This is a genomic window from Rhodococcus sp. ACS1 (genome assembly GCF_002300155.1).
Lineage (GTDB): Bacteria > Actinomycetota > Actinomycetes > Mycobacteriales > Mycobacteriaceae > Rhodococcus_F > Rhodococcus_F koreensis.
In genome coordinates this window covers 249,190-273,713 of the sequence record NZ_NSDZ01000003.1, presented here as the reverse complement: position 1 = coordinate 273,713, position 24,524 = coordinate 249,190, and the positions used below count along the sequence as shown (strand labels likewise).

Below are 24,524 nucleotides of genomic sequence, written 5' to 3'. Positions count from 1 at the left end.
GCGGCGGATCCCCGACAAAGCGTGTAATTCATCAACCGTTGACCCAGGTCGCTCGGCGTGCCTAGCATCGAATATGCGCGCCATGATTCTCAAGGAATTTCGCGAACTTCGGCGGGACCCCCGCACATTGGCGATGTTGATCGCGCTGCCGCTTCTCCTGCTCGTCATCTTCGGCTACGCGGCCAACTTCTATGTGTCCTCGGTCGAGACGGCAGTCATGGGCCCCTCGGCTCAGCAGGTGAGCACGTCGTTGCCGCCGTTCTTCGACGTGACGCAGACAGACGTCGACGGTTCGACCGCCCAGGCGACAGATCTGTTGCGGGAGAACAAGGTCGACGTCGTCGTGGTGACCGGCTCGACCCCGACCGAGCAGTCGACGGCACTGGTGGACGGCTCGAATCTGTTCGCTGCCCAGTCGACGGTGTCGATCCTGAACAAACTCGGCGACCAGGTCCGCACCGAGGTGTTGTTCAATCCCGACCTGAAGACGTCGTGGGTGATGGTGCCGGCGATCATCGGCCTGATCCTCACTTTCATCGGCACGATCGTCACCAGCATCGGTCTGGTCCGGGAACGCGAGGCCGGGACCCTCGAACAACTCGCGGTCATGCCGATCCGGCCGAGTCAAGTGATCCTGGGCAAGATCGTGCCCTATTTTCTGCTCGCCGCACTGGACATGACCGTCGTGACGGTGCTGGGCATGGTGCTGTTCGGGGTGCCGTTCAACGGCAACGTACTGGTGTTCGCGCTGGGCGCCGCGCTCTTCCTGTTCGTCGTCCTCGGTCTCGGTGTGCTGATATCGACGATCTCGCAGACCACCGGACAGGCGATCCAAACGGCATTCCTGTTTCTGATGCCACAGATTTTGTTGTCCGGCATGATTTTTCCGCTCGATGCAATGGCGGCAGGGGTTCGCTGGATCGGCTATCTGCTTCCGCTGACCTATTTCACGATGATCTCGCAGGGCGTGATGTTGCGTGATGCGCCGATCTCGTCGTTGTGGTTGCCGCTGGTCGTGTTGGCCGTGATGGCGATCGTGGTCTTCACCGGGTCGACGCTTCGTTTCCGGCGAGATCTCGCGCCGGACGTCTCGAAGGCGAGTAAGCCCGAGGGGTCGAAATCGGTCGATCCGACCGGTGCGGACGCCTCGTGATCGCCGCGACCGAGTCCGTCGTCGTCCGGTTCGGCGACCGGACAGCCCTCGACGGAGTGAGCATCGACGTGCCTGCCGGCCAGGTGGTGGCCTTGGTCGGAGGAGACGGGGCGGGAAAGTCGACCCTGTTGCGGACGTTCGTAGGGGAGGTCCGCCCCGACAGTGGGACCGTTCACGCCCCCGGCAAGCACGAAATCGGGTTCCTCTGCGCGGGCCCGGGGAGCTGGGCGGCCCTGACGGTCCGGCAGAACATGGATTTCGTCGGCGGCATCTATGGCCTGAGCGGCAACGAATTGGCCGAGCGGCGCGAGGAACTCATCGACCGGGCTGGGCTGGGTGACGCGGCGGACCGACTCGCCTCGGCGTTGTCCGGAGGGATGCGGCGCAAACTGGGCACGGCGATGGCCATGCTGCACCGACCCAAGATGCTGATCCTCGACGAACCGAGCACCGGCGTCGACCCCGTGAGCCGCATCGACCTGTGGCGATTGATCTCGGAAGCCGCCGCTGACGGGGCAGCCGTGGTGATGTCGACGACGTACCTCGATGAGGCCGAGCGAGCCGGGCATCTCGTCGTTCTCGACTCCGGCCGGATCCTGACCCAGGGCTCCTACGACGAGGTGCGCGCCGGATTCACCGGCGCCATCACCTCGGCAGCGGAACCGGTACGACCGGAGTGGTCGTGGCGCCGCGGCCGGGAACGTCACGAGTACTGGGAGGACGGACACCCCGGCACCGACGCGGAGACCGTGACGCCCGACCTCGAAGACATCGTCATCGCGTTGTCGCTGACACGTCGGCGGGAGGTCGGGGCATCATGACCGGTGAGGTACTACGGGCACGCTCGGTGACCCGGAAGTTCGGTGACTTCACGGCCGTCGACTCGATGTCGATGACCGTCGCCCCCGGCGAGGTGGTCGGTCTTCTCGGCGCCAACGGGGCCGGGAAGACCACGCTGATCCGGATGCTCCTGGGTCTGCTCGCCGCGACGGAAGGTGCGGTCGAGTTGCTCGGCGGTCCGCCGGACCGAACACGGAGGGCGCGCATGGGTTACGTGCCCCAGAACCTCGGTCTCTACCGCGATCTGACCGTCGAAGAGAACCTGGCCTTCAGCGCGGAGGCCTACGGTGTCCCCGTGCCCGGTGTTCCTGCCGAACTCCACGACGCGCGCAACACCCTCGTCCGCGAACTGGCCCTGGGCTCGCAACGACAGGTGGCGTTCGTCGTGGCCCTGGCACACGAACCCAACGTGCTGGTGTTGGACGAGCCGACCTCCGGCGTGGACGCACTGTCCCGGGCAAGACTGTGGGACACGATCCGGCAGCAGGCCGACAACGGCGTCGGCGTCCTGGTGACCACCCATTACATGGAAGAAGCGCAGCAGTGTGATCGCCTGTTGCTGATGTCGTCCGGGCAACTCGTCGGCGCCGGCAGCGAGGACGACATCATCGGCGACACCCGCGCGGTCGCGGTGCACACTCCGGAATGGGCGCAGGCATTCGCGGCACTGAACGATGCCGGAATCCCCGTGATCCTGGACGGCCGTGCGATCCGAGTCCCGGACACCGATCCGGCGACGATCGATTCCGTACTGGACTCAGCCGGCATCGCCGCCGACATCCGGCCCGTGCGCGCCACCATCGAAGAGCGCATGCTGGTCCTCGCGCGTGCCGGAGCACATGGATAGTCGCGCTCCCGGCCGGCCGAAGGTCGTCGCCGACTCCGCCGACAAGCGCGACACCATTCTGCGGTCGGCACGAGAGCTGTTCTCCGATCGCGGCTTCGACCGAACGACCATGCGCGCCATCGCCAAAGAGGCCGGAGTCGACCCGGCGCTCATCCATCACTACTTCGGCAACAAGAACGCGCTGCTGGTGGCCGCCCTGCAGCCGGAGGTCGACGCGAAGACCGTATTCTCCGGAATCACCCCCGAGACCGACGCGCCCGGTGAGATCTTCGTCCGACGCGTACTCGAATTCTGGGAGACGAACCCACAGCAGCGAGCACGGGCAATCGCGCTGCTGCGAGTCGCCGTCACGCACGACGAGATCGCCATGCGAGTACGAGATTTCTTCCTCGGACTCGTGCAGCGCGCACTCGGCGATGTCGTCCGCAGCGATCACCAGGACGAGCGCTACGCACTGGTGGTCAGCCAAACCGCCGGGCTGGCGATATCGAAGTACATCCTCCTGCTCCCCGACGTCGCAAATGCCTCCATAGAAATTCTGGCTCGGCGAGTGGGGCCGAACATCGACAACTACCTATTCAGCGACTTCGACGGGTAACTGTTCGCGGCTGCCGGGGTGTTCGATCGAGCTCCCCGGCGCTCGCTCGAGTCCGGCGCCAACTGGCTGTGCCCTGGGCGAGGCAACCGCCGGTCATGCGGCGATTACCCTGAGCTGATGGCTGCAATCCCCGATTCCACCGTGCGCACGAACACCGCGGTGCCCGGCCTCGCGAGCACGTTCGCCGACGAGCTGGGCGCCCTGACGGTGCCGTGGCAGGGCGCCCCTGTGCCGGACCCCACCATGCTCGTGCTCAACGAGCAGCTCGCGGCGGCGTTGAGGTTGGACATCCACGCACTGCGAAGCGAGGACGGGGTCGGCGTCCTGTCCGGATCGGCGGCACCGACCGGGGCAAAACCGGTAGCGATGGCATATGCGGGCCATCAGTTCGGCGGATACGTACCGCTCCTCGGAGATGGTCGGGCGTTGCTGCTCGGCGAACTGACCACTAGTGACGGTCAGCACGTGGATCTGCACCTCAAGGGCTCGGGGCGAACACCGTTCTCCCGGGGCGGCGACGGCTTCGCGGTCATCGGCCCCATGCTGCGTGAATACCTCGTCAGCGAGGCCATGTACGCCCTCGGCATCCCCACCACCCGCGCACTGTCGGTGATCGCGACGGGCCGGCCCGTTCACAGAAACGGTACCGAGCCCGGCGCCGTGCTCGCCCGAGTCGCGGCCAGCCACCTACGGGTGGGCACGTTCGAATACGCAGCGCGGCAAGGCGATCTGCTGCAACCGCTCGCCGACTACGCGATCGCCCGCCACTACCCGAAGCTGATCGAACTGCCGGCGAACGGTGACGGCAACCGCTACCTGACATTCCTCGAGGCCGTCGTCGAGGCGCAAGCGTCACTGGTGGCACGGTGGATGCTCACCGGTTTCGTGCACGGGGTGATCAACACCGACAACACGACCATCTCCGGGGAGACCATCGACTACGGTCCGTGCGCCTTCCTCGACACCTACGACCCGACGGCAGTGTTCAGTTCGATCGACCACAGCGGCCGCTATGCGTTCGGCAACCAACCCGCCGTCCTGAAATGGAATCTGGCGCGCTTCGCCGAAACGCTGCTCACGCTGATCGACCAGGCGCCCGATGACGCGATCACCGCGGCATCGGCAGTCCTCGACACCTTCGACGAGCGTTACGACGGCCATTACGCTGCCGGCATGGCGGCCAAGCTCGGTATGGCCGGCACACCCCTCGACCCGGCACTGATCGACGACCTATTGACGATGATGAAAGATCACGGCGTCGACTGGACAAGCGGTTTCCGTGCCCTCGCGGACGAACTACGCGGAAATTCGGCACCTCTCGACAGCCTCGCACCGCGCGAGCACACCGAGCCGTGGTTGCAACGCTGGCGCAGCGCCCTGACACACCACGGGCGCGGGGCAGCGGAGACCGCGGACGCGATGGACCGCGTCAACCCGCTCTACATCCCACGCAACCATCAACTCGACGCTGCCTTGCGGGCCGCGACCGACGGTGAACTCGCCCCATTCGAGAAGCTACTGGAGGTCGTCACCCATCCGTTCGACCGCCGCGACGAATGGTCCGGCTACACCACACCCGCCCCGCCGTCATTCAGCCAAACATTCCAAACCTTCTGCGGCACATAACCACTAGAACGAATACACTCGCAATCCGACAGGACCGCACCGTTCACACGGCGGCGCCGGGCCCTTGAAGTAGGTCGACGTCGCCGGCGTGCATCGACTCGCCGCAGTGTGCGCAGCGCAGGTCGGCTGTGCTGATCTCGCCGCACGCGTGGTGGCGATAGAGGACCGGCGGGCCCGCCTCCCCCGCGAGCCAGGTGTCGCCCCAGGTGGCCATTGCCATCAGAACGTCGAGGAGTTGGATGCCCTTCTCCGTCAGGACGTATTCGTACCGCGGCCGTCGGTCGTAGGGCCGGCGCTCGAGCACTCCGCGCTCCACGAGGTAGTTGAGTCGTTCGGTCAGGACCTTGCGCGAGATGCCGAGGTCGGCCTGAATCTGCTCGAATCGGGTGAATCCGGCCCACACGTCACGCAGGATCAGCGGCGACCAGGGCTCCCCGATGACGTCGAGCGTTCGCGCGATCGAGCACGCCATCCCACCGAAATCTGTGCGTTGCATGGAACCAGTCTATCAATCGGGGTTCCCTCAAGGAACTCACACTGCTACGCTCATGGAGTCTCCTGAAGGAACCCCGAAAGGAACGGAGTCCTGGCCGCAGACGGGGAAGCCGGCCTCGCAACCTGCGCGCCCCCACGACGTCGGCCTCGCGCCGGCAACCTCAGATGAAGGAGTAGATCCATGCTTGACCCCGACGTGCGCCGCATCCTCGACGGCACCTCGATCGCTCACCTCGCCACCACCCTCCCCGACGGCTCGCCTCATACCGTTCCCGTCTGGATCGGCGCGCACGGCGACCGAATCGTCTTCCTCACCGGTCCCGGCTCACGCAAGGCACGCAACCTGCGCCGCGACCCGCGGGCGGCGCTGTCCATCGCGCCCGTGGACAACCCGTTCAAGCCCGTCGTCGTCCGCGGGCGGGTGGTCGAATGGCTCGACGGCGATGCCGCGTGGGAGATCATCGACGAGCTGTCCACGAAGTACACGGGTGCGCCGTACCCCCGAGAGGAAGAGCGCGTCGTGGCCGTGATCGAGCCCGAGCGACAGACCGTCGGCGTCGGCTGAGCCGATCACCGATGCTCGCTCATTCCGGTGGTGAGCCGTCCCGGCGCTTCAGCGTCGCCTTCAGGCCCGCCAGAAGAATGTCGACCCCGCGTTCGAGTTCGGCGGCGCCGTCGTAGGACGCCAGCACCGGCGCCAGACCTCGCAGGAGCGGGAATTCACCGATCGGCAGACGGTGCAGTCCGAGGCGCAGGAGGTCGTCGGATTCGTCGGGCCGCTCGACGACTTCCTGCAGTTCGTTGAGGATGTGGCCATAGAGGAAACCGAACAACGCCCGATAGACGTGCAGGGCGTCGGCGTCGGTGAAACCCGCCCGGGTCAGCAGGGTCAGGATGTCCTCGAGGGGGCGCAGGGTGCCGAGCGGCCTGAGCCCGAGCGGCGTCGACAGCGGCCGGGTGACCAGGAGCGGCACCACCTGTGGATGGGCGAGGGCCAGTCGGCGGAAGCCCCGCGCGACCTCCCGCAGTTGGGTGGCCCAGTCGCCGTCGCCGGTATCGACCTCCAGTTCGTCGAGTACTCGCTCGGCGAGACCGTCGAGCAACGCGGCCTTGTTCGGGGCGTGGCGGTACAGCGCCATCGGGTCGCGGCCGAGCGCCTTACCGAGGCGACGCATGGACAGCCCGTCGATTCCGTCCCGGTCGACGATCGCGAGCGCTGCTTCGAGTATCCGCTCCCGGGTGATCGGGCCGCCGTCGGAGTGGGTCGAACGACGTTCGGGCTCATCGGCCATCACGACACCTCCACCAACACTGTAGGCCTGAACTGTAGATCTACAGTGTTGACAGTCTGCAAAATGCGGCGTTCACTTCAGGGTGAGGCACGGAGCACGTCGGGAAATCGGGAGTTGAGAATGGCGATATCCGACATCAAGGAATACGCACATCTCACCGAAGAGGATGTCGAGTCGCTCCGCTCCGAACTCGACGCCATCCGGCGGGACGTCACCGATTCGCTCGGTGAGCGCGACGCCAAGTACATCCGTCGCACGATCGCGTTCCAGCGTGTGCTGGACGCCGCTGCACGCCTGGTGATCCACTGCAGCCGGACACGGATCGGGTGGATCCTCGGGACGGCGGCCCTGGCCGTGGCCAAGAGCGTGGAGAACATGGAGATCGGGCACAACGTGTCTCACGGGCAGTGGGACTGGATGAACGACCCGGAAATCCACTCCAGCACGTGGGAGTGGGACATGGCGGGGGTGTCGTCCCAGTGGCAGTACTCGCACAATTATCGTCACCACGTGTTCAGCAACGTGGTCGGGATGGACGACGACCTCGGGTTCGGCGTCATCCGCATCACCCGCGACCAGCCATGGAAACCCGACAATCTGCTGCAGCCGCTGCGGAACCTGTTGTTGGCGTCCACATTCGAATGGGGCATCGCCCTGCACGGCCTGTATTCCGAACGGGACCGCGTCGACACCGCCGCCGAGAAGAGTGCCCACACCCGGGCACTGCTCGGCAAGATCGTTCGCCAGGCCGGCAAGGACTACGTACTCTTCCCCGCCGTCAGCGGGCGGCGGTGGCGACGGACGCTGACGGCGAACCTCTCGGCAAACCTGCTGCGAAACCTGTGGGCGTACGTCGTGATCTTCTGTGGACACTTTCCCGACGGCGCAGAGAAGTTCACGCCCGCGGAACTGGAACACGAGACCCGGGCGGAGTGGTATCTACGCCAGATGCTGGGCACCGCCAACTTCCGGGCCGGTGCGGTGCTGGCATTCCTGAGCGGCAACCTCTGCTACCAGATCGAGCACCACCTCTTCCCCGACCTTCCCAGCAACCGCTACGCGGAAATCGCAACGAGGGTCCGCGCCCTGTGTGAGAAATACGATCTGCCCTACACCACGGGTTCGCTTGCCAAGCAATACTTCCTGACCCTGCGCACCATCCACAAGCTGGCGTTCCCGGACCGGTTTCTGTCCGCGACCGCCGACGACGCTCCCGAGACCGCGTCCGAACTGAAATTCCGCATTCCCCTCACCGCGCCATCCGACGCAGGCACCGGACGCCGAACGGGACTGCGCACCGCGTTGCGCGAGGCCCGCTCTCGAACGAAAAGGCATTGAGGCCCATCGGCTACGCGCGCTGGCCGTCATCGCGGCCCATCAGCCTCAGGCGTACGTTCTGACCTCGTGCGCGCCTGCCCGTGTCGGTCGGACATCACCCGCCGCCACCACGAGTCGAGCGGACTGGGATCGGGCCACCGGATCGGCTCATCGTCGGCGTGGCCGCGAGAGTGGCTCTGGGGCGAGGCTGTGGTCGAGGGACGTTCGTCGGATTCGGTGGCGTGCACCGGCGACACCTGCGTGTCGGGTCGCGGCGGCGGGCAGGAATAGTGCATGTCAGGTGGACGACGGGTTCTCTTCGGGGGCGGCGGAACCGGGGTCATCGCGATCGGCAAACATCGCCTGAATCCGATGCAAGATCTCCGGTGTGCTCAGTACCCGGCGGGTGGGAATCGAGTGATGCGGTGCGCTCACGGACGAAGCTTGCAGGCGGGTCATGTGAATACTCTCAGTCGCACGTCGGTGGACCGAGCGGAGCGGCCACGGCGGCGGCACCCCTCCCGGTCATCCCCAGTGTGCCTATTCAGGCATCGGGGCGGGTAGAGGAGAAAGTCCTCTCCCACCAATCGGACCGAGAACCGAAGCTCCGGTGCCGACGACGAGCCGGGACCGGCCGACACAATCCGCAACCGGACCGCGGGATGCTCCCGCAATACCGCCGCGACCAGTTGTTCGGCGAGCAGTTCGGACGTGGATGCCAGCAGCCCGACCGTCACGATTCCCTGCAGCACTCCGGATTCGGGCGGATCTCGGCCCGGGCACGCTCGAGTTCGGCCAGCACTCTCCGCGCGCGTTCGAGCATGAGCCGGCCGGGCTCGGTCAATTCCATTCCGGGACGGCTGCGCTCGAAACGGGAAACACCCAGTTCCTGCTCCAGCGTGTGGATTTGGCGTGTCACCGTCGGCTGAACGAGATGGAGGAGTTCGGCTGCGCGGGTCACGCTCCCGGCGTCGGCCACCGCAACGAGTGCAGTCAACTGCTTGACGTCCACTGGACGACCCACCTTCCCGGGCTACTCGCCGCCCCGCACCATCAGCACGCGACATCTGACGGCGACTTCGATAACAAGGAAGAATGTCAGTGCCCGGCGAGGAAGCTGATCGCCGCGGTGCTCGCGACTTCGCGTTCTTCCTCGAAGTAGGCGTGCCGTGCGCCGGGAAGCAATTGCACGCGCGCGTCCGGGATCCGTTCGGCGAGTAGTGGCGCGTTGTCGACCGGGGAGAGCAGGTCGTCGGTCCCGTGCAGAACGAGGGTCGGCGCGCTGATCGACGGCAACGCATCCCACGCGTCGTGCCCGTTGCTTGCCCGCAGGTGTGCGAGCCGGGCGTGCGCGGGCATGCCTGCATCCCCGAGGGTGTTGTAGGGGGCTGGATTTCGACCGAGCCACTCCCGGGTATACATCAACTCCAGCAGGGCGCTCCGCGACCGTTCGGGATCGGGGTGTGCCAAGTTCGCGCGCACTTCGCGGCTTCGCTCCACCGCATGGGTTCCGCCCGGGGAGGTGCAGCCGAGGATCAGGGCGCGGACGCGCCGGGGATGACGCACCGCGAACCACTGCGCCACCCGGCCTCCCATCGAGGTGCCGTAGACGTGCGCCGTCTCGATGCCGAGCGCGTCCAGCACGAACATCGCGTCCTCGGCGAACAGTTCTGTGCTGTAATCGGTCTCGGGTTTTCCGCTGGATCCGGTTCCGCGGTAGTCGATCGTGACGGTGTGGAAATGCCTGTCGAAGTCCATGCGAACGCGGTCCCACCAGTGATGGTTGTTGGCCTGACCGGCGAGCAGCAGCAGCGACGGCCCGGTGCCGGACTCCTGGTACGCGATCGGTGTTCCGTCGGACGCCACAGCATGGGGCACTGCGGACCTCAGACCGTCTCTGCCGTGCGGAGTTCGGAGATCGCGGCATCGGTGTAGCCGAGTTCTCCCAGGATGGCATCGGTGTGCGCGCCCAGGGCCGGGACCGGATCGAATCGCGGTTCCACACCACCGAGGTTCGCCGGCGGCAGCAGCGCCCGCGCCGGGCCACCCGGGGTCTGCACCTCCCGCCAACGATCGCGGCCGGCCAGGGACGGGTGGGACAGGAAGTCCGACACCGTGCCCAGCCGCCCGTTGGCGATCGACACCTTGTCGAGCAGCGCGAGGGCGTCGTCGGTGCTGAGCACACGCGTCCGCTCGGAGATCATCGCGTTGCACTCCTCGCGGTGCTCCACCCGCGAGGAGTTGCGGCAGAAGCGCGGGTCGGTGGCGATCGACGCGTCGCCGAGCACCTCCGCGCAGAACGCGGACCATTCGCGGTCGTTCTGGATCGACAGCAGGACCGTGCCGTCGGCGGTGGGGAACGGACCGTACGGGGCGATCGTCGCGTGTTCCGCTCCGACGCGGCTCGGCTGCCGGCCCCCGTATTCGGTGTAGTAGGCGGGTGAGCCCATCCATTCGCCGAGCGCCTCGAACAGGGCGACCTCGACGGCGTGGGCCGTGCCGGTGGTGGCGCGCGTGTACAGCGCGGACAGGATTCCGCTGTACGCGTACATGCCGGCCGCGATGTCGGCGATCGACACTCCGACCTTGGACGGGCACTCGTCGGGGCCGGTCAGCGACATCAGGCCGGATTCGCCCTGGACGAGCATGTCGTAGGCCTTGCGGCCCGACCAGGGGCCGGTGTTGCCGTAGCCGGACACGTCGCACGGAATCAGCGTGGGGTACCGCTGCTGGAGTGACTGCGCGTCGAGGTTCATCCGGGCCGCGGCGCCGGGGGCCAGATTCTGCACGAAGACGTCCGCTGTGGACAACAGCTTTTCGAGGATGCCGCGGCCCTCGTCGGATTTCAGGTCCAGTGTCAGGGACTCCTTGGAGCGGTTGAGCCAGACGAAGTAGCTCGATTCGCCGTGCACGGTCTCGTCGTACCGTCGTGCGAAGTCGCCGGCATCGGGACGTTCCACCTTGATCACCCGGGCACCGAGGTCGGCCAGTTGCCGGGTCGCGAAGGGCGCGGCGACGGCTTGTTCGATGCTCACGACGGTAATCCCTGCGAGCGGTAGGGCGGTCTGCGATGCCATGGAGCCAGCCTTCCTGGAAATGTACGGCCATTTTGCAGCCGATGCGGGCAGTAGTCAACCGCGTGGGCCCGGAGTTTTACATGCAGTTGAGGTTGGCGGCGGTGCCGACCCGCGACGCCCGGCCGTTATGGCCGTACATGATGGCCGTCAGCCGTGGTGGCGCCGGTATGCCGCGACCGCCCCCGGATGACGCGGGACGCCCGCCGTCTGGATCAGCGACCGGACGTCGAGGAACTGGGCTCCGACGGTGTCGGGAGGGATGAGGTCCTGCGCCCGGTCGACGAGAAGGTCCACGAGCGCACCGGCCACGGCGTCCGGCAGTTGGGGGGACGCGACGAGCAGGCTGGGGACGCCCACCGTCGCGGTCTCGGCGGTGTCACCGTACGTCCGGGCCGGCACCGAAACCGGTTCGTACATCGGCCCGTAGACCCTGCGCATCTCCGCGTACTCGGCGGACAGGTCGAGTAGCCGGATCCCGCCGTCCGGACCGTGCCCGGGCCGCGGCACCGCCGCCGGAGTCGGCACACCCCCGGCCCACAGCGCGGCCGCGATCGTGCCGTCGGCGAGGGAGTCGAGGACGGTGGTGAGCGAGACCGGGCGCACCGTCACGTCGTCGACGGACAGTCCGCTCGCCTCGAGCACCCGCCGCCCGGTCTGCGCGGTACCCGAACCCGGGGAACCGAGGCTGATCGTCTGCCCGCGAAGATCTTTCATCGACCGGACCGGTGAGCGCGCGGGCACCGCGCACTGGAGATAGTTCTCGTACACCCGGCCGATGGCCAGCATCGGGGTGTCCGACAGCACGGCCGAATCGGCCAACGTGAGCCCGATCAGGACCTCCCCCGACGCCAGCAGCGACAGATTCTCCAGCGAACCGGTGGTGTACCGCACCGTGAACCGGAGATCGCCACCCGAGGCGGACGGCGCGTCCGCAAGCAACTCGGCGAATTCGGACTGGAAACCGTCGCGTTCACCGGACGCGATCTCGTACGTCCCCGACGGCTGGGTCCGGGCACACCCGGACAGTGCGACCGCCGCGGCCACACCGCCGAGGAACTGTCGCCGGTTAATCATCGTCGGGCGTCTCCACGTGCGGTTCGAGCCACAAGCGTACGCGCAGACCACCGGCCGGGGCCTCGTCGATGGCGAGTCGGCCGCCGTACGCGGCGGCGACCACCTCGACGATGGACAGGCCGAGTCCCGTCCCGGCCTGATCGCTGGCCCGGAAGAAGCGGTCGGTGAGTTTGCCGCGCAGTTCCGCCGGGACGCCCGGGCCGTCGTCGGCCACCCACACGCACACCTGCGGGTGGTCCTGTGGGCGCTCCACCCCGACGCCGATCTCGATGGTGGGGTGGGGGCCCGCGTACCGGGAGGCGTTGTCGATCAGCACGTCGAGCACCTGGGACAGATCGTTCTCGGCGATCGCGACCGGTACACGGTCGACGCCGGGTGCCGCGACGGTCGTCAGTCGCGCACCACGTTCCCGGGCCGTCACCGACCAGAAGTCGACCCGGTCGGCGACCACCGAAAGGGCGTCGCAGACGGTCTCGGCTCCGAAGCGCGGCGTTTCGGCGGAGGCGAGGGAGAGCAGGCTGTCGAGGATCGTCTGCAGACGTTTGGCCTCCTCGGTGACGCTGTAATAGTCCTCGCGCGCGTCGTCCGGTATCCCGTCGTCGAGGAGGTCGAGGCGAAACTGCAACGCCGCAAGCGGGTTCCGCAGCTGGTGCGCGGTATCCGCGATGAGACGCTGCTGCGCGTCCGCCGCCCGCAGCACCGCCGAGGACATCACGTCGAACGAATGCGCGAGCCTGCGCACCTCGGGAGGTCCGCCCGCGGCCGTGGCGGGCAGGACGGACGGCGGAGGCTCGGACGCCGGCGGCGTCCTCGCGTCGGGCATGCGGCGGATGAGTTGCACGATTCCGGTGGACAGGTTCGCGAGCGGTCCGAGTACCCACCGGCTCAAGGCGATCGCGAGCACACCGAACGCGACCAACGCCAGCACCGCGCCTGCCGCGATCACGGCCCACTGCCGGAGGATGTCGGAGCGCGCCTCGGCCGTCGAGGCGCGCAGCACGATGGTGCCGTTCACCTGAGCGCCCGACCCCACGGGTTTGACGAACAGGGCGTCGTCGTCGCTCCACGGGAACAGCCGGTCGACGGTGGAGACCCGCTCGTTGCGCAGTCCGCTGCGAATCGCGGCCTCGATTCCGGGTTCGCTGCCGTCGAGGCCCACACCGAGGGTGGGCACACCGCGGGTGGAGACCACCAGAACGCCCTCGCCGTACACGTCGTCGTACGCGTCCACCTCGCCTTCGATCCTGGCGGGGTCGCCGGTCCGGACGTATTCCTCGGCGAGGACGGCGAACCGTTGGATGTCGCCCTCGCGGCCGAGGGTGAACTCCTGTGTCCGTGAGTCGGCGGTCGCGATCGCCAGGGGGATCGCGAAACTCGCGACCGCGCAGGATCCGAGGATCGCGAGGATGAGCAGTAGCCGTCGGCGCATATCGTTTCGACCTCCGGTCAGCACACCCAGCGGTAGCCGAAACCACGGATGGTGCTGATCAGCCCGGGCCGGTCCAGCTTGGCCCGCAGGGTACCGATGTGGACGTCGAGCGAGCGTGAGACCGCGACGAACGCGTCACCCCAGACCCGATCCATCAATTGCTGACGACTGACCGCGGCACCCGGGTTCTCGAGCAGAATCTCCAGGAGGGAGAACTCCTTCGACGTCAGGTCCACTTCGGTGCCCGCCACGGTGACGGTGCGGGAATCGAGGTCGACGCGCACATCCCCGGTGGCCACTTCCCGCGGTGCGCCGCCTTCGACGGCCAGGCTTCGCCGGCGCACCACCTCGATGCGCGCGAAGAGCTCCGACATCCGGGCCGGCTTGACCAGGTAGTCGTCGGCGCCGCCGCGCAGCCCGCGCACCACCGACCGCTCGTCGTCGCGTGCGGTGAGGATGATGACGGGGACGCCGCTGACCTGGCGCAGCTGGCGCAGCACCTCGAGGCCGTCGCGGTCCGGTAACCCGAGATCGAGCAGCACGAAGTCCACCTCGCCGTGGTGCAGCAGCAGTTCCGACCCGAACTTCATCCGCACAGGCTGGTGCGCCTGCCGGGTCAGCCCCGCGACGAGTGCGTTGCCGACGCCGTCGTCGTCCTCGACCACCGCGATGCGCATAACCGGCATTGTCCCCCGGCCACGGTGGGCCGGGGGAACAATGCCGGAGGCGGAGGGATCAGACACGCTCGAGTTCGCGGCCGTCGCGGTCGTCCTCGCGGCCGTCGCGGGCGGGGCTGTCCGTCGCGGGATCGAGGGTGGGGCTGTCCGTCGCGGGATCGAGGGTGGTGCCGCCCTTGCCCTTGGGCATGAACAGTGCCGCGACGAGGGTCAGCGCGGAGCAGCCGACGACGTAGTAGAAGAACGCCGACTCGTGTCCGGCCTGCTTGAGAGCGAGCGCGAGCGGCTCGGCGGTACCGCTGAACAGGGCTGCGGTGATCGCGTGCGGCAGGCCGACACCGAGTGCGCGCACCTTCGTCGGGAACAGTTCCGCCTTGACGATCGCGCTCAGCGCGCTGTAGGCGGTCACGATGACCAATCCGGTCATCATCAGGCCGAACGCGACGAACGCGTTGGTGGTGTTGCCGAGAAGAGTGAGGATCGGCACGGTCAGCACGGTCGAGCCGATACCGAAGAACAGCATGACCTTGCGGCGGCCGATGCGGTCGGAGACGAGGCCGGCCACGGGCTGCAGCAGCATGTACACGAACAGTGCGGCAAAGTTGATCCACGCCACCGTTTCCGGGGCGATGCCCGAGGTGTTGATCATGTACTTCTGCAGGTACGTGGTGTACGTGTAGAACGCGACCGTGCCGCCGATCGCGAGGCCGAAGACCATCGCGAGCTGCTTCGGGTACTGCAGCAGCAGACGCAGGGTGCCACGCTTGGCCGACGGCGTCGTGCCGGACGCCTTCTCGGCCGCGATCCGGGCCGCCTCGTCCTTGTACTGGTCCGACTCGTCCATGCCGCGCCGGAACAGCATCACAGTCACGGCGGCGATGGCGCCGATCACGAACGGAACACGCCAGCCCCAGGAGTGCATCTGATCGAGGGTGAGAAGCTGCAGCAGAATGATCTGGACGCCGAGTGCGGCGAGCTGACCCAGGATGATCGACACGTATTGGAAGCTCGAGTAGAAGCCGCGGCGGCCGGGAGTCGCGACCTCGGACAGATACGTGGCGCTTGAGGCGAATTCGCCTCCCACGGACAGTCCCTGGATCAGTCGCGCCGTCACCAGCAGCGCCGGGGCGAGCATCCCGATCGCCTCGAAACTCGGTGTCGCGGCGATGATCAGCGAGCCTGCTGCCATCATGAGCACCGACAGCGTCAGCGCGTTCTTGCGCCCGTAGCGGTCCGCGTACCGGCCCAGGATATAGCCACCGATCGGGCGCATCAGGAATCCGACGGCGAAAACCAGTGCCGTGGAAAGCAGCTGGGCGGTCGTGCTGCTCTTCGGGAAGAACGATGCCGCGAAGAACACACTGAACGCTGCATAGACGAACCAGTCGTACCACTCCACGAGGTTGCCGATGCAGCCGCGAACCACATTCGCTACAACCCGCCTCTCGCCGGTCGACGACGCTGGGTTCGAAGTCGTGTGTCGCATGATGTCCCTTCCTCGAATGCTGTGATCGTGCGTAGCCACTGGAACCAATGTGGCCGTCACCACAGCGCGAGGGAAGGGATGAGCGGCTTTCCTTACATTCGCTTTAGACGACACCGCGGCGCGTGCCGCAGAACGGTGCCGCGCGCGCATTCGCCCCGGTCGCGGCCGTTTCCCGGCCGAGGACCGAGCAAAATGCCACGGCCCGAGGGCGCATGCCGGATCGTCATGATCCCATCACAAAACAGCCCGATCACCACCCGGCAGCAGTTCGCGAAGGTACTCGAATACATCGACCTGGCCGAGCAGGACGGCGCCCGCGCGGTGCTCGGTGGCTCGGCCCGGGCATTCCGCATGACCGAGGCGATCCAGTCGGGAACCGTGTGGGTCAACACCGGTGCCCCGTCCGGCACCCCGTTCGTCATGCGCTGACGTCGACCAGCCGGTGAGCTTCCGAACAGGGGGTGGGTAATGAGCACCCTTGGGTGGCTGTCGACCGGCTCGTTCCGGGGGCAATGTTGGTGTGGTCAAGGAACACTCGACCCCACACCAGCAAGGACTCCGCATGTTTCGCCACACCGCCATTCGCGCCGGCCTGATGTTCGCCGCAGTCGCATTCTCCGTCACCGGCGCGGCCGGAATCGCGCACGCCATGCCCGCCTCGACGGGCGGTGACGTCGCCGTCACCTCGCAGTCGGACCGCGACAACCGCGACCGGGATCGGCGCGACCGTTTCGACGACGACGCGCAGGGCGCAATGTGTGAGGGTCAAGCCGTCGTAAACCACCCCAGCTGCTCCTCGCTGCCGTACTGACCCCGATCGAGGTGACACAACGCCGCTGCCGCAGTCACTGCGGCGGCGGCGTATCGTCTGCGGCAAGGTAACCCCACGGCACTACCGGTTGTGCAGGGCCACCGATTCGGTACCGTTCGTGTCGACCCGCGACCGCGGGTCATTGGATCGGCACACATCCGAACTGTGGGAGGTTTTTCGTGGCTGGTGGACTCGTCGCCCTGTTGGACGACGTCGCGGCACTCGCGAAAGCGGCCGCGGCATCCATCGACGACATCGGAGCCGCGGCCGGCAAGGCCAGCGTCAAGGCAGCGGGAGTGGTCGTCGACGACACCGCCGTCACCCCCCGCTACGTGCACGGGTTCTCCCCCAATCGCGAACTGCCCATCATCCGCAAAATCGCAATCGGGTCGATCCGCAACAAACTCCTGATCATCCTGCCGGTGGCGATGATCCTGAGCGAGTTCCTGCCCCAGGCACTGCCGTACCTGCTGATCGCCGGTGGTCTGTTCCTGTGCTTCGAGGGAGCCGAGAAGGTCTACGAAGCACTCACCGGGAATCACCACGAGGCCGCGGGCGCAACCGAAGGGCAGAGCGGACCCGAATTCGAGAAGACCATGGTCAGCGGCGCGATCCGCACCGACCTGATCCTGTCCGCCGAGATCATGGTGATCTCACTGTCCTCGGTCGAGGACGAACCGTTCCTCACCCGGCTGCTGGTGCTCGTCGTCGTCGCGATCCTCATCACCGTCCTGGTGTACGGAGTGGTCGCCCTGATCGTGAAGATGGACGACGTAGGCCTGGCGCTCGCCCAACGCGAGTCCGCGTTCAGTCAGCGGATCGGTCGAGGACTCGTCGCGGCGATGCCGAAGGTCATGGCAGTGCTCACCGTGGTCGGGATCGCCGCGATGCTCTGGGTCGGCGGCCACATCCTGCTCGTCAACATCGGCGAGGCCGGATTCCACTGGCCGGCCGATCGCCTCCACGATCTCGAACACTGGTTCGGCGATCTCGTCCACGGCGGCCTCGGCGGTGTTCTGTCCTGGACTGCCGGGACCGTGGTATCCGCACTCGTCGGGCTCGTCGTCGGCGCGATCGTCGTCCTGATCATGCACCTGATCCCGAAACGGAAGAAGCGCGCCGCCTGACCGAGGTGGCCGCCCCAGCTGCTCCTCGCTGCCGTACTGACCCCCCGGACACAACGCCGCTGCCGCAATCACTGTGGCAGCGGCGTATCGTCTGCGGCAAGGTAACCCCGCGCCCGATCGCTTCGTCCATCGGCCCGCCTACTGCGCGGGGTACGACAATGCTCGCCGACCAACAACGACGCACACCCGAACCCGGCTCGCAGCAGACACTCACGGTCTTCGTCGACGACGAACCCGTCCCCGCGCACCGTCTCTGGCACCCCGCTGACACCGTGACCACCACACTCTCGTGGCTCGACGAACAGCATCTTCCCGCCGAGATCCGATCACTAGCCGAAGAGGGACCGAACGGTTACGGCAGAGGAGCCTTCTACGTCGACAGGTACCCGGGGTCATCGACCGCGCACGTAGCGTCCGTGCGCGGAGTGGTCGCGTCGATCGAGGTCGTCGCGAACCTCGCACTGAGCACGGACGACGGCTGGAAATTGTTGCCCGGCACCGTGCAGATGTGGTGCGTGCCCGACACGGGCACGTGGCGCATGCCGAATCTGCAATGTTCGGTACCCGGCACCACCGGCGACCTCCGGTTCATCGAGCAGCACGAATTCTTCGAGCGGTACGGTGTCGCCACACCGACCTTCCGTCGGGATTCCCGGTACTTCCGGGTGGTTCTCTACCTCACCGAGTGAGCGCCACCACCTACCGGAGGTTGAGTCGCACTTCCCGGAATTCGAAGATGTCGACGACCCAGTCGAACGCCGTGGGACCGTCCTTCCGCACAGCGCGTTCGAGATCGGCGCGCACCCTGTCCCGGTTCGTCGGGTGGCACCGCTCGAGCCTCCGCCCCAGTTGCCGCGCAGTCTCCGTGTAACCGAGTGCCTCGCGGGATTTACTGCTGTTCTCCCACACGAAGTAGAAACGACCGTCCTCGGGCGTGCCGTATCCGCCCGTGAGGCAATCGGCGAAGGCATCCAGGTTGCGCCCGAAATAGCCGCCTTCGCCGCGCACTGCTTCTCCCGCCAACGTGAAGACGTCGTCGAGCGTGCGAATACGTGCACCGTCGATCACGTACGTCACGGGTTCTCCGGTCATGGTTTGATCATTTCCCCTCGAAGAGATCGGACCAGCGGACTCGGGGGTGCGCTTCGAGCAGTGCCCGGCGCTGACGTTCGGTCATCCCACCCCAGATGCCGAATTCGACGCGATTGTCGAGCGCATACGCGCCGCATTCCATCAGCACCGGGCAGTGCCGGCACAGCGCGGCGGCCTTGCGCTGCGCGGCGCCGCTCACGAACAGCTGATCCGGATCACCGTCTCGGCACCGACCTCGCGTGATCCAGTGGAGTTCCGACATGTGGAGTCATTCCCCTCTCGAACACCGAACACGGTCAGGGCACTGGGAATGCGGGCACAGCCCGATGAAGCATGTGAAAGATCCAGCTGCGGACAGGTTTTCGCAACACAACGGCTCCGGCGACGAGGCACGAGACAATCGCACCGATGACAGATTAGCTGCACCCCGTGCCGATCGCGCGTCGAAGCCCGCCCGGGTGGACAGAGGTACCCCTCCTCGCGGATCAGGGACGACGGGACGAGCGGATCGCGTAGATCACGGCCCCGAGCCCGAGGACGATCACACCCGGAATCACCGAGGCCAGGGGAAGGAATGCGGCGAGGACGATGCAACCGATGGCGCCGACGACCGCCACCAGGCGCGGCCACGGTTTCGCGGACAGGGTCCAGGCGGACGCGTTGGCGATCAGGTAATAGAACAGCACCGCGAACGAGGAGAACCCGATGACGCCGCGCAGGTCCGCCGTCGCGGCGAGGAGCGCCACCACCACCCCCACCGCCAACTCGGCCCGGTAGGGCACCGCGAACCGGGGGTGGACGGCGTCGAGCAGACGTGGCAGGTGGCCGTCGCGCGCCATCGCGAATGTCGTCCGCGAGACCCCGAGGATCAGGGCGAGCAACGAGCCGAGTGCGGCGATCACCGCGGCCACCCGGACGACCGGCTCGAGACCCTCGAATCCCGCAGCGGCCACCGCCTGCGCGAGCGGATCCGTCGCGGCCGCGAGAGTGTCGGCACCGAGCGCGTTCAGGACTGCGACCGCGACGCACAGGTACACGACGAGGGTGATGGCCAGGGCGAGGGGAATCGCCCGGGAGATTGTCCGGGCCGGATCCTTCACCTCCTCGCCGAGCGTGGCGATCCTGGCGTACCCGGCGAACGCGAAGAACAGCAGACCGGCGGCCTGCAGGACCCCGGTCACGCCGTGGCCGGAGGCGATCTCCAGGCCACCGAACCCGGTATCGGGTCCGTTCAGGCACACGATGACGACCACGGCGAGGACGGCGAGGACCGTGAACACGATGACCCGGGTGACCAGGGCCGACTTCTGCACACCGAAGTAGTTCACGGCGGTGATGGCGACGACGGCGACCACCGCGACGAGATGCTCGCGGCCGGGCCAGGCGTAGGCGCCGACCGTTAGGGCCATCGCGCCACACGAGGCGGTCTTGCCGACCACGAAGCCCCAGCCCGCCAGATACCCGAAGAACGGTCCCAGGCGTTCACGCCCGTAGACATAGGTGCCACCGGATTGCGGATACAACGCGGCGAGCCGGGCGGAGGAGTTGGCATTGCAGTAAGCGATCACCGCGGCCACGGCCAACCCGACGAGCAATGCACCGCCCGCGGCGGACGCGGCAGGCCCCAGCGCGGCGAAGATCCCCGCCCCGATCATGGACCCGAGGCCGATCATCACCGAGTCGAACACCCCCAGCCGCCGGCGCAACTGCGGCGTCGCGTCCGGGTGCGCGTTCTCGCCGTCCGAAATCTCGTCACCGGCCATGCGAGGCAGTTTCTCCTTCGAACGTGCGGATGTCGGGCAGCCCAACGCTAGCGCCCTCCGGTACACAGACGTGAACTCCACGGGGTCACACGGTTTCGACACTGCGGCACGCTCGGGGCTGCGAGCAGGGCCGCGACGGCCGGTGTGGACTGCGCATTCGAATTGCCGGTAACCACGCGAAGGGGTGATTTTCGCCGACGGCTCGGACCATAATTGTTCCATCGGGATAGATAGCCCGAAGATTGCTTGTAACCCGAGAATCATCGGCCGGTGAAAGCCGGGCGACAATCGAATCAAAGGTGACATCAGATGAACACGTTCGCATTGCGCACGGCGGTTACATCGGCCGCGATCGCCACCGCTTTTGCACTCGGCTCCGGCATCGCGGCGTCGGCACCGGCATTTCATGGAGACCCGAACACACCCGGTACGCAACTCCACGTCCACAACGACACCCCGAACGACATGAACAGCTACCAGTGCGGGGCGATCGGCGTCGGGGGTGCCGGTGTCGGATCGAACTCTCCTGGAGGCAGCGGGCAACTCAATGGCGTCTTCTTCGGCAGCGGCCCGGTGCAGGGGGGTTGCATCGGCAACGACGGGTCGGTGCATTTCCCGTCCGGACGCTCCGAGTAGTAAGGACCCGGCCTGAGGCCGCCCGAGGAGGATAAGCGGCAGGGCCCCGGGTTCCGTAGGCGAGCACATCACTGCTATCGAGTCGGGTGATGAACTCGTCCGATGGTGACCGTGCCGCACCTGCACGGTCAGGGACGTCTTCGCGCCACCATCGAACTCACCGGAGCGCCATATCATCATTTCACTGCAACCGATAGAGTCGCATGGATGCAAATGCGACTCCGCGCTCATCGAGCGCACCAGACCGGACAACCTTCCCGTGGCCGCTGACAGCGCTGATGCGTTCTTTGATGGCGACCAGACCGACGATCGCCTCGCCCGCGCGGTGATCGAGGCCCTCCAGGCGGGCAGGTCGTGGGCGCACATCGCCACGGATCTCGCGGTTCCACCTCCAGCCTTCCGCGACGGGCTCGGCGTGACCGATCGGGACTGGCAGGAGGCAATCGTCGCCCACGAGAATGCCCGCGCGGCCCGGCTCGACGATCTGCCCCGGTCCCGGCTCTCGTAGACGAGACACCGCCGACCGCAGTACCGGGCGGTCCCACGGGGGAAGTGTCAACCCGCCCGTCAGAGCTCGGCGAGAGACACCAGACCGTCCTGAAGTGCCCGGACCAACAGTCCGGACTTGTCGGTGATGGGGCGTCCGACGGCGGCGTACTTCGCTCGGATCCGGGCCAGGTGGGTGTTGATCGTGCCCATGCTGATTCCCAGGTCGGATGCGGCAGCCGTTTTCGATTCACTCCGCAGCCACAGGCGAAGGATTTCCAGCTCCCGCGGCGACAGCGCGGGCATCCGCTGCGGCCCAGCGATGGAGTCGGGCAGCGGGCCCGTGCCGGAAGTCATAGCCATCTCACCTTCTCCAGTCGCAGTGGGTGCTACCTGACGCCACACACCTGTCGTCCGACGCAGCACGCACGCTGTTTACCGCGGTGAACAAACCGTACCTGAAGCCGGTTTGTGGACGTGCCGTCGCGAACGCACGTGGTGGAGATTGGTTGCGCCGCCATTGCTCATGGGCTCGCTCGAGGAAGTCGTCGACCGGCGCCTGGTAGGCGACGTTGTTGCGACAGCGCGCAGACAAAGCCAGGTCACCGGCGAAAATGTGGCAGCGACCCTCCCGACACTGCTCCGACCGGGACCGCAGTCCGAGCCGGAAGTGTCCGCGACAAGCCCCTCCGGCGAGTCGTATCCCGGACTGTCAAATCTCGACCCGACGGGATACGGCCCGCACCTTCCAGATTAAGGCGTCGCCGGACGGACCTCAACGGTCGATTCGATACCAGGCACACGCCGCTTCCAGGGTGGAACAAATACGTTGTAAATCAGCATTCTCGAGCGACCCGAATTCGTACGCGGGTTTCGTGATTCGGGATCAACGCAGCTGAACCGCTGTTTCATAGGGACTGGTCGGTCCGTGACACCTGCGAGCTGATCCGCTAAAACGGAAATGGAGGTCAGGGCTCGTCGCCGCAGGGCACCACGAGCCACAAACGGGTGTGACCGCGTGAGGGAGTGCGCTCCCCATGGGTCGAAGGGGTCGTTTCAGCATGAATATATCGGGGTTTTCGCAGAGTCGATCGGGCGTGTACTGGCAAGAGCAGGTCGCGGCCGAACACGATGCGGGGCACCGACGATATTTCGATTTACCGCGAACGCGACCTGTCGGAGACCCACCCAGCCTTGCCGACCACGTCAGCGTTTATCTGTCCGACGTGAGTGATGCGCGCGAGCCAGGGAAGTAGCACAACGTATTTCGTCGATCGATACCCGTCCTATGCTCGGCAGGCGGCCCTCGCGGCCGTGTTCCGCATGGCAGCTTGATTCGACATCTGTCAATATCGCGATACATGTCGAATCAGAGGCTTGCGGCTACATCGGCCGCTCCTAGATGGCCGCCGGATTCCTCACCCACCTCGCCGGTGACCGGATCGAGGTCCGCTCCGCCAGGTCCGCCCCGGCCGAGACTGTCAAAGCTACCGGGACTGGGCGCTCGACGATCCGGCAAGCAAAGGCGTCGACGCCGTACGACCGATGCCGGACTCGGTAAGGGTGTTGACACCGTGGATCTCGGCGGTGTCGTCGACGATGTCGACGGTCTGCTCGGTGGCGTTCATCGTGAACGCCACCGGGACGATGCTCGCGATCTCCTCGTCGCGACCGAGGAGTTGGCCCTCGCTGGTGATGTGTTTGAAGTCGGGACCGAGGATCGATTCGATCGTGTCGCGGTCACCGGGCGGCGGCAACGCCGAGGATTCTCTTTGTCACACCGGCGTTCATTCCGCCTCCACGTGGCCGCGAGCGTCGGTCACTCACAACAGTGACACACCTTCTCCCGCCCGCGGCCGGAAATGCTTGGCGTTCGCGACTGCCCGCAGGATTCCCTCACCGCCGACGGCCAGGTCAGGGGCGAACGAGAACCTTCAGATCCGGAAGACAACGTTCCCGCTTTCCAGGAGAATTCGCAGTCATGGCCGACCCACTGATCGAACAGCTCACCGACCGCATCGGACAGGCCGTCGCCCGCGCCGCCAAGAACGGTGATCCAATGTTCGGCACCGTTGAACTCACCATCGGCGAACTCATCGAATTGCTCGAACACATCGATCGACTGTCACCCACATCGGAATAGGTCCCCACCCACGATTCTGTGTGCGCCAAAGTGTTGTCGATCCGCCGGCGGCTCAGCAGTCTGGCATCCGTGCACTGGTCAGATGTCGGCGAGCTGGTTGCGGAGCGGCCCGGCCGATGCCCTCGTTGTGGTCACCCCGCTACCTCTGCCGGAGGGTCGCGGTGGGTGGAGCGATTTCTGCTTCGACGCAGTCGGATCGCAACCCTTGGGCGCACGTCGATGCGACCGATAACCTGCGCACCAGCCGCGCCTCGGCCGGCCATTGCAACATTCGCGATTGTGGACCCTCGAGGACGGACCTCCCATCATGCTCGCCCGAAACTCTTCGCCGCCCAGGCAAGCGCCGACCCTCGCGCGTGGGCGCGGCCCCCGCCGACAAACGATGGTTCCGGCGATCGTGTATCGGTGGTTTCGAGCAACGATGCCGTGGGCACCCTTCGTTCTTTGCGCTTTCGGCCTCATCGCCTGCATACGGGAGGGGACCCACTTCGGTGTCGCCTTCTACCTGTTGCTCGGCGCACTGCACACACGCCGGGCCCTCCTGATCCTGTGGGA

28 protein-coding genes and 1 pseudogene are annotated in these 24,524 nt (G+C 66.5%); 15 read left to right on the top strand and 14 right to left on the bottom strand.

Translation table 11 applies throughout. The features are described from left to right. Positions 1–73: 73 nt before the first annotated feature. The 5 genes from CJ179_RS11765 (at position 74) to CJ179_RS11745 (ending at position 5,064) form a co-directional block, all read left to right on the top strand. On the top strand, positions 74–1,153 hold the full coding sequence (locus tag CJ179_RS11765) for an ABC transporter permease (RefSeq protein WP_095861599.1): 1,080 nt from the start codon (positions 74–76) through the stop codon (positions 1,151–1,153). After that, positions 1,150–1,974, top strand: a complete 825-nt coding sequence (locus tag CJ179_RS11760; RefSeq protein WP_095861598.1) for an ABC transporter ATP-binding protein — start codon at positions 1,150–1,152, stop codon at positions 1,972–1,974. The genes CJ179_RS11765 and CJ179_RS11760 overlap by 4 nt, the downstream gene beginning before the upstream one ends. After that, positions 1,971–2,840 carry an ABC transporter ATP-binding protein gene (locus CJ179_RS11755; protein WP_072946709.1) on the top strand — a complete coding sequence of 290 codons (870 nt, stop codon included), beginning with the start codon at positions 1,971–1,973 and terminating at the stop codon, positions 2,838–2,840. Before CJ179_RS11760 ends, CJ179_RS11755 begins: the two co-directional genes overlap by 4 nt. Beyond that, positions 2,833–3,438 carry a TetR/AcrR family transcriptional regulator gene (locus tag CJ179_RS11750; RefSeq protein WP_095861597.1) on the top strand — a complete coding sequence of 202 codons (606 nt, stop codon included), beginning with the start codon at positions 2,833–2,835 and terminating at the stop codon, positions 3,436–3,438. Before CJ179_RS11755 ends, CJ179_RS11750 begins: the two co-directional genes overlap by 8 nt. Before the next feature lie 117 nt (positions 3,439–3,555). Next, entirely contained in the window at positions 3,556–5,064 is a 1,509-nt protein-coding gene (locus CJ179_RS11745; RefSeq protein ID WP_095861596.1) for a YdiU family protein, read from the top strand. Positions 5,065–5,107: 43 nt separating this feature from the next. Here the strand turns inward: CJ179_RS11745 and CJ179_RS11740 are convergent, their stop codons facing one another. Then, a complete protein-coding gene (locus tag CJ179_RS11740; RefSeq protein ID WP_095861595.1) occupies positions 5,108–5,560 on the bottom strand; it encodes a helix-turn-helix domain-containing protein in 453 nt (150 codons plus the stop codon). Positions 5,561–5,740: 180 nt separating this feature from the next. On the opposite strand from CJ179_RS11740, the gene CJ179_RS11735 reads away from it, so the two are divergent. After that, on the top strand, positions 5,741–6,124 hold the full coding sequence (locus tag CJ179_RS11735) for a PPOX class F420-dependent oxidoreductase (RefSeq protein ID WP_095861594.1): 384 nt from the start codon (positions 5,741–5,743) through the stop codon (positions 6,122–6,124). Positions 6,125–6,143: 19 nt separating this feature from the next. Here the strand turns inward: CJ179_RS11735 and CJ179_RS11730 are convergent, their stop codons facing one another. Then, on the bottom strand, positions 6,144–6,851 hold the full coding sequence (locus tag CJ179_RS11730) for a TetR/AcrR family transcriptional regulator C-terminal domain-containing protein (RefSeq protein ID WP_095861593.1): 708 nt from the start codon (positions 6,849–6,851) through the stop codon (positions 6,144–6,146). A 120-nt stretch (positions 6,852–6,971) separates the two neighbouring features. Here CJ179_RS11730 and CJ179_RS11725 point away from each other — a divergent pair, with 120 nt between their 5' ends. Further along, positions 6,972–8,189: an acyl-CoA desaturase gene (locus CJ179_RS11725; protein WP_095861592.1), complete on the top strand. Its 1,218-nt coding sequence runs from the start codon at positions 6,972–6,974 to the stop codon at positions 8,187–8,189. A 712-nt stretch (positions 8,190–8,901) separates the two neighbouring features. Here the strand turns inward: CJ179_RS11725 and CJ179_RS11720 are convergent. The 7 genes from CJ179_RS11720 to CJ179_RS11690 form a co-directional block, all read right to left on the bottom strand. After that, positions 8,902–9,180 (bottom strand): LysR family transcriptional regulator, encoded by a 279-nt coding sequence (locus CJ179_RS11720; protein WP_257015451.1) that lies wholly within the window; start codon positions 9,178–9,180, stop codon positions 8,902–8,904. A gap of 86 nt (positions 9,181–9,266) precedes the next feature. Then, on the bottom strand, positions 9,267–10,046 hold the full coding sequence (locus CJ179_RS11715; RefSeq protein WP_257015450.1) for an alpha/beta fold hydrolase: 780 nt from the start codon (positions 10,044–10,046) through the stop codon (positions 9,267–9,269). Positions 10,047–10,054: 8 nt separating this feature from the next. Beyond that, a complete protein-coding gene (locus CJ179_RS11710; protein ID WP_095861590.1) occupies positions 10,055–11,245 on the bottom strand; it encodes a CaiB/BaiF CoA-transferase family protein in 1,191 nt (396 codons plus the stop codon). Between the two features lie 147 nt (positions 11,246–11,392). Further along, positions 11,393–12,319: a TAXI family TRAP transporter solute-binding subunit gene (locus CJ179_RS11705; RefSeq protein ID WP_095861589.1), complete on the bottom strand. Its 927-nt coding sequence runs from the start codon at positions 12,317–12,319 to the stop codon at positions 11,393–11,395. Continuing rightward, the gene (locus tag CJ179_RS11700) at positions 12,312–13,748 is read right to left on the bottom strand and encodes a HAMP domain-containing sensor histidine kinase (protein WP_095861588.1); all 1,437 of its coding nucleotides are present in this window, start codon (positions 13,746–13,748) and stop codon (positions 12,312–12,314) included. Before CJ179_RS11700 ends, CJ179_RS11705 begins: the two co-directional genes overlap by 8 nt. Before the next feature lie 17 nt (positions 13,749–13,765). Next, the gene (locus CJ179_RS11695; protein ID WP_095861587.1) at positions 13,766–14,425 is read right to left on the bottom strand and encodes a response regulator transcription factor; all 660 of its coding nucleotides are present in this window, start codon (positions 14,423–14,425) and stop codon (positions 13,766–13,768) included. A gap of 58 nt (positions 14,426–14,483) precedes the next feature. Further along, positions 14,484–15,911, bottom strand: coding sequence for an MFS transporter (locus tag CJ179_RS11690; RefSeq protein WP_095861586.1), 1,428 nt, complete (start codon positions 15,909–15,911; stop codon positions 14,484–14,486). Between the two features lie 225 nt (positions 15,912–16,136). Here CJ179_RS11690 and CJ179_RS11685 point away from each other — a divergent pair, with 225 nt between their 5' ends. The 4 genes from CJ179_RS11685 (at position 16,137) to CJ179_RS11670 (ending at position 18,538) form a co-directional block, all read left to right on the top strand. Continuing rightward, positions 16,137–16,340, top strand: a complete 204-nt coding sequence (locus CJ179_RS11685) for a hypothetical protein (protein ID WP_143051434.1) — start codon at positions 16,137–16,139, stop codon at positions 16,338–16,340. Between the two features lie 133 nt (positions 16,341–16,473). Then, entirely contained in the window at positions 16,474–16,722 is a 249-nt protein-coding gene (locus tag CJ179_RS11680) for a hypothetical protein (protein WP_072946696.1), read from the top strand. Positions 16,723–16,901: 179 nt separating this feature from the next. Continuing rightward, positions 16,902–17,849, top strand: a complete 948-nt coding sequence (locus CJ179_RS11675) for a DUF808 domain-containing protein (RefSeq protein ID WP_072946695.1) — start codon at positions 16,902–16,904, stop codon at positions 17,847–17,849. 158 nt (positions 17,850–18,007) lie between these two features. Further along, positions 18,008–18,538 (top strand): hypothetical protein, encoded by a 531-nt coding sequence (locus tag CJ179_RS11670; RefSeq protein WP_095861585.1) that lies wholly within the window; start codon positions 18,008–18,010, stop codon positions 18,536–18,538. Between the two features lie 10 nt (positions 18,539–18,548). Here CJ179_RS11670 and CJ179_RS11665 read toward each other — a convergent pair whose 3' ends face one another. From CJ179_RS11665 to CJ179_RS11655, 3 genes are all read right to left on the bottom strand, one after another. Then, entirely contained in the window at positions 18,549–18,941 is a 393-nt protein-coding gene (locus CJ179_RS11665) for a barstar family protein (RefSeq protein WP_095861584.1), read from the bottom strand. A 7-nt stretch (positions 18,942–18,948) separates the two neighbouring features. Further along, entirely contained in the window at positions 18,949–19,203 is a 255-nt protein-coding gene (locus CJ179_RS11660; RefSeq protein WP_095861583.1) for a WhiB family transcriptional regulator, read from the bottom strand. Between the two features lie 223 nt (positions 19,204–19,426). After that, positions 19,427–20,704, bottom strand: a complete 1,278-nt coding sequence (locus CJ179_RS11655) for an APC family permease (protein ID WP_095861582.1) — start codon at positions 20,702–20,704, stop codon at positions 19,427–19,429. Positions 20,705–21,013: 309 nt separating this feature from the next. Here CJ179_RS11655 and CJ179_RS11650 point away from each other — a divergent pair, with 309 nt between their 5' ends. Together CJ179_RS11650 and CJ179_RS11645 are read left to right on the top strand one after the other, a co-directional pair. Next, on the top strand, positions 21,014–21,340 hold the full coding sequence (locus tag CJ179_RS11650; RefSeq protein WP_072946690.1) for a hypothetical protein: 327 nt from the start codon (positions 21,014–21,016) through the stop codon (positions 21,338–21,340). A gap of 259 nt (positions 21,341–21,599) precedes the next feature. Further along, positions 21,600–21,848 (top strand): hypothetical protein, encoded by a 249-nt coding sequence (locus CJ179_RS11645; protein WP_095861581.1) that lies wholly within the window; start codon positions 21,600–21,602, stop codon positions 21,846–21,848. 59 nt (positions 21,849–21,907) lie between these two features. On the opposite strand, the gene CJ179_RS11640 is transcribed toward CJ179_RS11645, so the two are convergent. Continuing rightward, complete coding sequence (locus CJ179_RS11640) at positions 21,908–22,183, bottom strand: response regulator transcription factor (RefSeq protein ID WP_095861580.1); 276 nt, start codon at positions 22,181–22,183, stop codon at positions 21,908–21,910. Positions 22,184–23,228: 1,045 nt separating this feature from the next. Here CJ179_RS11640 and CJ179_RS52680 point away from each other — a divergent pair. Then, positions 23,229–23,389: pseudogene (locus tag CJ179_RS52680) on the top strand (heat-shock protein HtpX); the annotation flags it as partial. On the opposite strand, the gene CJ179_RS11630 reads toward CJ179_RS52680, so the two are convergent. Then, entirely contained in the window at positions 23,314–23,583 is a 270-nt protein-coding gene (locus CJ179_RS11630) for a nuclear transport factor 2 family protein (protein ID WP_257015449.1), read from the bottom strand. The pseudogene CJ179_RS52680 and the gene CJ179_RS11630 sit on opposite strands and share 76 nt — an antisense overlap. 224 nt (positions 23,584–23,807) lie before the next feature. On the opposite strand from CJ179_RS11630, the gene CJ179_RS51340 reads away from it, so the two are divergent. Beyond that, positions 23,808–23,969, top strand: a complete 162-nt coding sequence (locus CJ179_RS51340; RefSeq protein WP_179377565.1) for a hypothetical protein — start codon at positions 23,808–23,810, stop codon at positions 23,967–23,969. Positions 23,970–24,524 lie beyond the last annotated feature (555 nt).

Excerpts from the sequence above, each read along its gene's own strand:
- CJ179_RS11700 (WP_095861588.1), bottom strand. The coding sequence starts at position 13,748 with ATGCGCCGACGGCTACTGCTCATCCTCGCGATCCTCGGATCCTGCGCG.
- CJ179_RS11685 (WP_143051434.1), top strand. The coding sequence starts at position 16,137 with ATGATCCCATCACAAAACAGCCCGATCACCACCCGGCAGCAGTTCGCG.
- CJ179_RS11740 (WP_095861595.1), bottom strand. The coding sequence starts at position 5,560 with ATGCAACGCACAGATTTCGGTGGGATGGCGTGCTCGATCGCGCGAACG.
- CJ179_RS11665 (WP_095861584.1), bottom strand. The coding sequence starts at position 18,941 with ATGACCGGAGAACCCGTGACGTACGTGATCGACGGTGCACGTATTCGC.
- CJ179_RS11705 (WP_095861589.1), bottom strand. The coding sequence starts at position 12,319 with ATGATTAACCGGCGACAGTTCCTCGGCGGTGTGGCCGCGGCGGTCGCA.
- CJ179_RS11735 (WP_095861594.1), top strand. The coding sequence starts at position 5,741 with ATGCTTGACCCCGACGTGCGCCGCATCCTCGACGGCACCTCGATCGCT.
- CJ179_RS11730 (WP_095861593.1), bottom strand. The coding sequence starts at position 6,851 with ATGGCCGATGAGCCCGAACGTCGTTCGACCCACTCCGACGGCGGCCCG.
- CJ179_RS11725 (WP_095861592.1), top strand. The coding sequence starts at position 6,972 with ATGGCGATATCCGACATCAAGGAATACGCACATCTCACCGAAGAGGAT.
- CJ179_RS11690 (WP_095861586.1), bottom strand. The coding sequence starts at position 15,911 with ATGCGACACACGACTTCGAACCCAGCGTCGTCGACCGGCGAGAGGCGG.
- CJ179_RS11745 (WP_095861596.1), top strand. The coding sequence starts at position 3,556 with ATGGCTGCAATCCCCGATTCCACCGTGCGCACGAACACCGCGGTGCCC.
- CJ179_RS11660 (WP_095861583.1), bottom strand. The coding sequence starts at position 19,203 with ATGTCGGAACTCCACTGGATCACGCGAGGTCGGTGCCGAGACGGTGAT.
- CJ179_RS11750 (WP_095861597.1), top strand. The coding sequence starts at position 2,833 with ATGGATAGTCGCGCTCCCGGCCGGCCGAAGGTCGTCGCCGACTCCGCC.
- CJ179_RS11695 (WP_095861587.1), bottom strand. The coding sequence starts at position 14,425 with ATGCGCATCGCGGTGGTCGAGGACGACGACGGCGTCGGCAACGCACTC.
- CJ179_RS11640 (WP_095861580.1), bottom strand. The coding sequence starts at position 22,183 with ATGACTTCCGGCACGGGCCCGCTGCCCGACTCCATCGCTGGGCCGCAG.
- CJ179_RS11755 (WP_072946709.1), top strand. The coding sequence starts at position 1,971 with ATGACCGGTGAGGTACTACGGGCACGCTCGGTGACCCGGAAGTTCGGT.
- CJ179_RS11670 (WP_095861585.1), top strand. The coding sequence starts at position 18,008 with ATGCTCGCCGACCAACAACGACGCACACCCGAACCCGGCTCGCAGCAG.
- CJ179_RS11765 (WP_095861599.1), top strand. The coding sequence starts at position 74 with ATGCGCGCCATGATTCTCAAGGAATTTCGCGAACTTCGGCGGGACCCC.
- CJ179_RS11680 (WP_072946696.1), top strand. The coding sequence starts at position 16,474 with ATGTTTCGCCACACCGCCATTCGCGCCGGCCTGATGTTCGCCGCAGTC.
- CJ179_RS11650 (WP_072946690.1), top strand. The coding sequence starts at position 21,014 with ATGAACACGTTCGCATTGCGCACGGCGGTTACATCGGCCGCGATCGCC.
- CJ179_RS51340 (WP_179377565.1), top strand. The coding sequence starts at position 23,808 with ATGGCCGACCCACTGATCGAACAGCTCACCGACCGCATCGGACAGGCC.
- CJ179_RS11710 (WP_095861590.1), bottom strand. The coding sequence starts at position 11,245 with ATGGCATCGCAGACCGCCCTACCGCTCGCAGGGATTACCGTCGTGAGC.
- CJ179_RS11655 (WP_095861582.1), bottom strand. The coding sequence starts at position 20,704 with ATGGCCGGTGACGAGATTTCGGACGGCGAGAACGCGCACCCGGACGCG.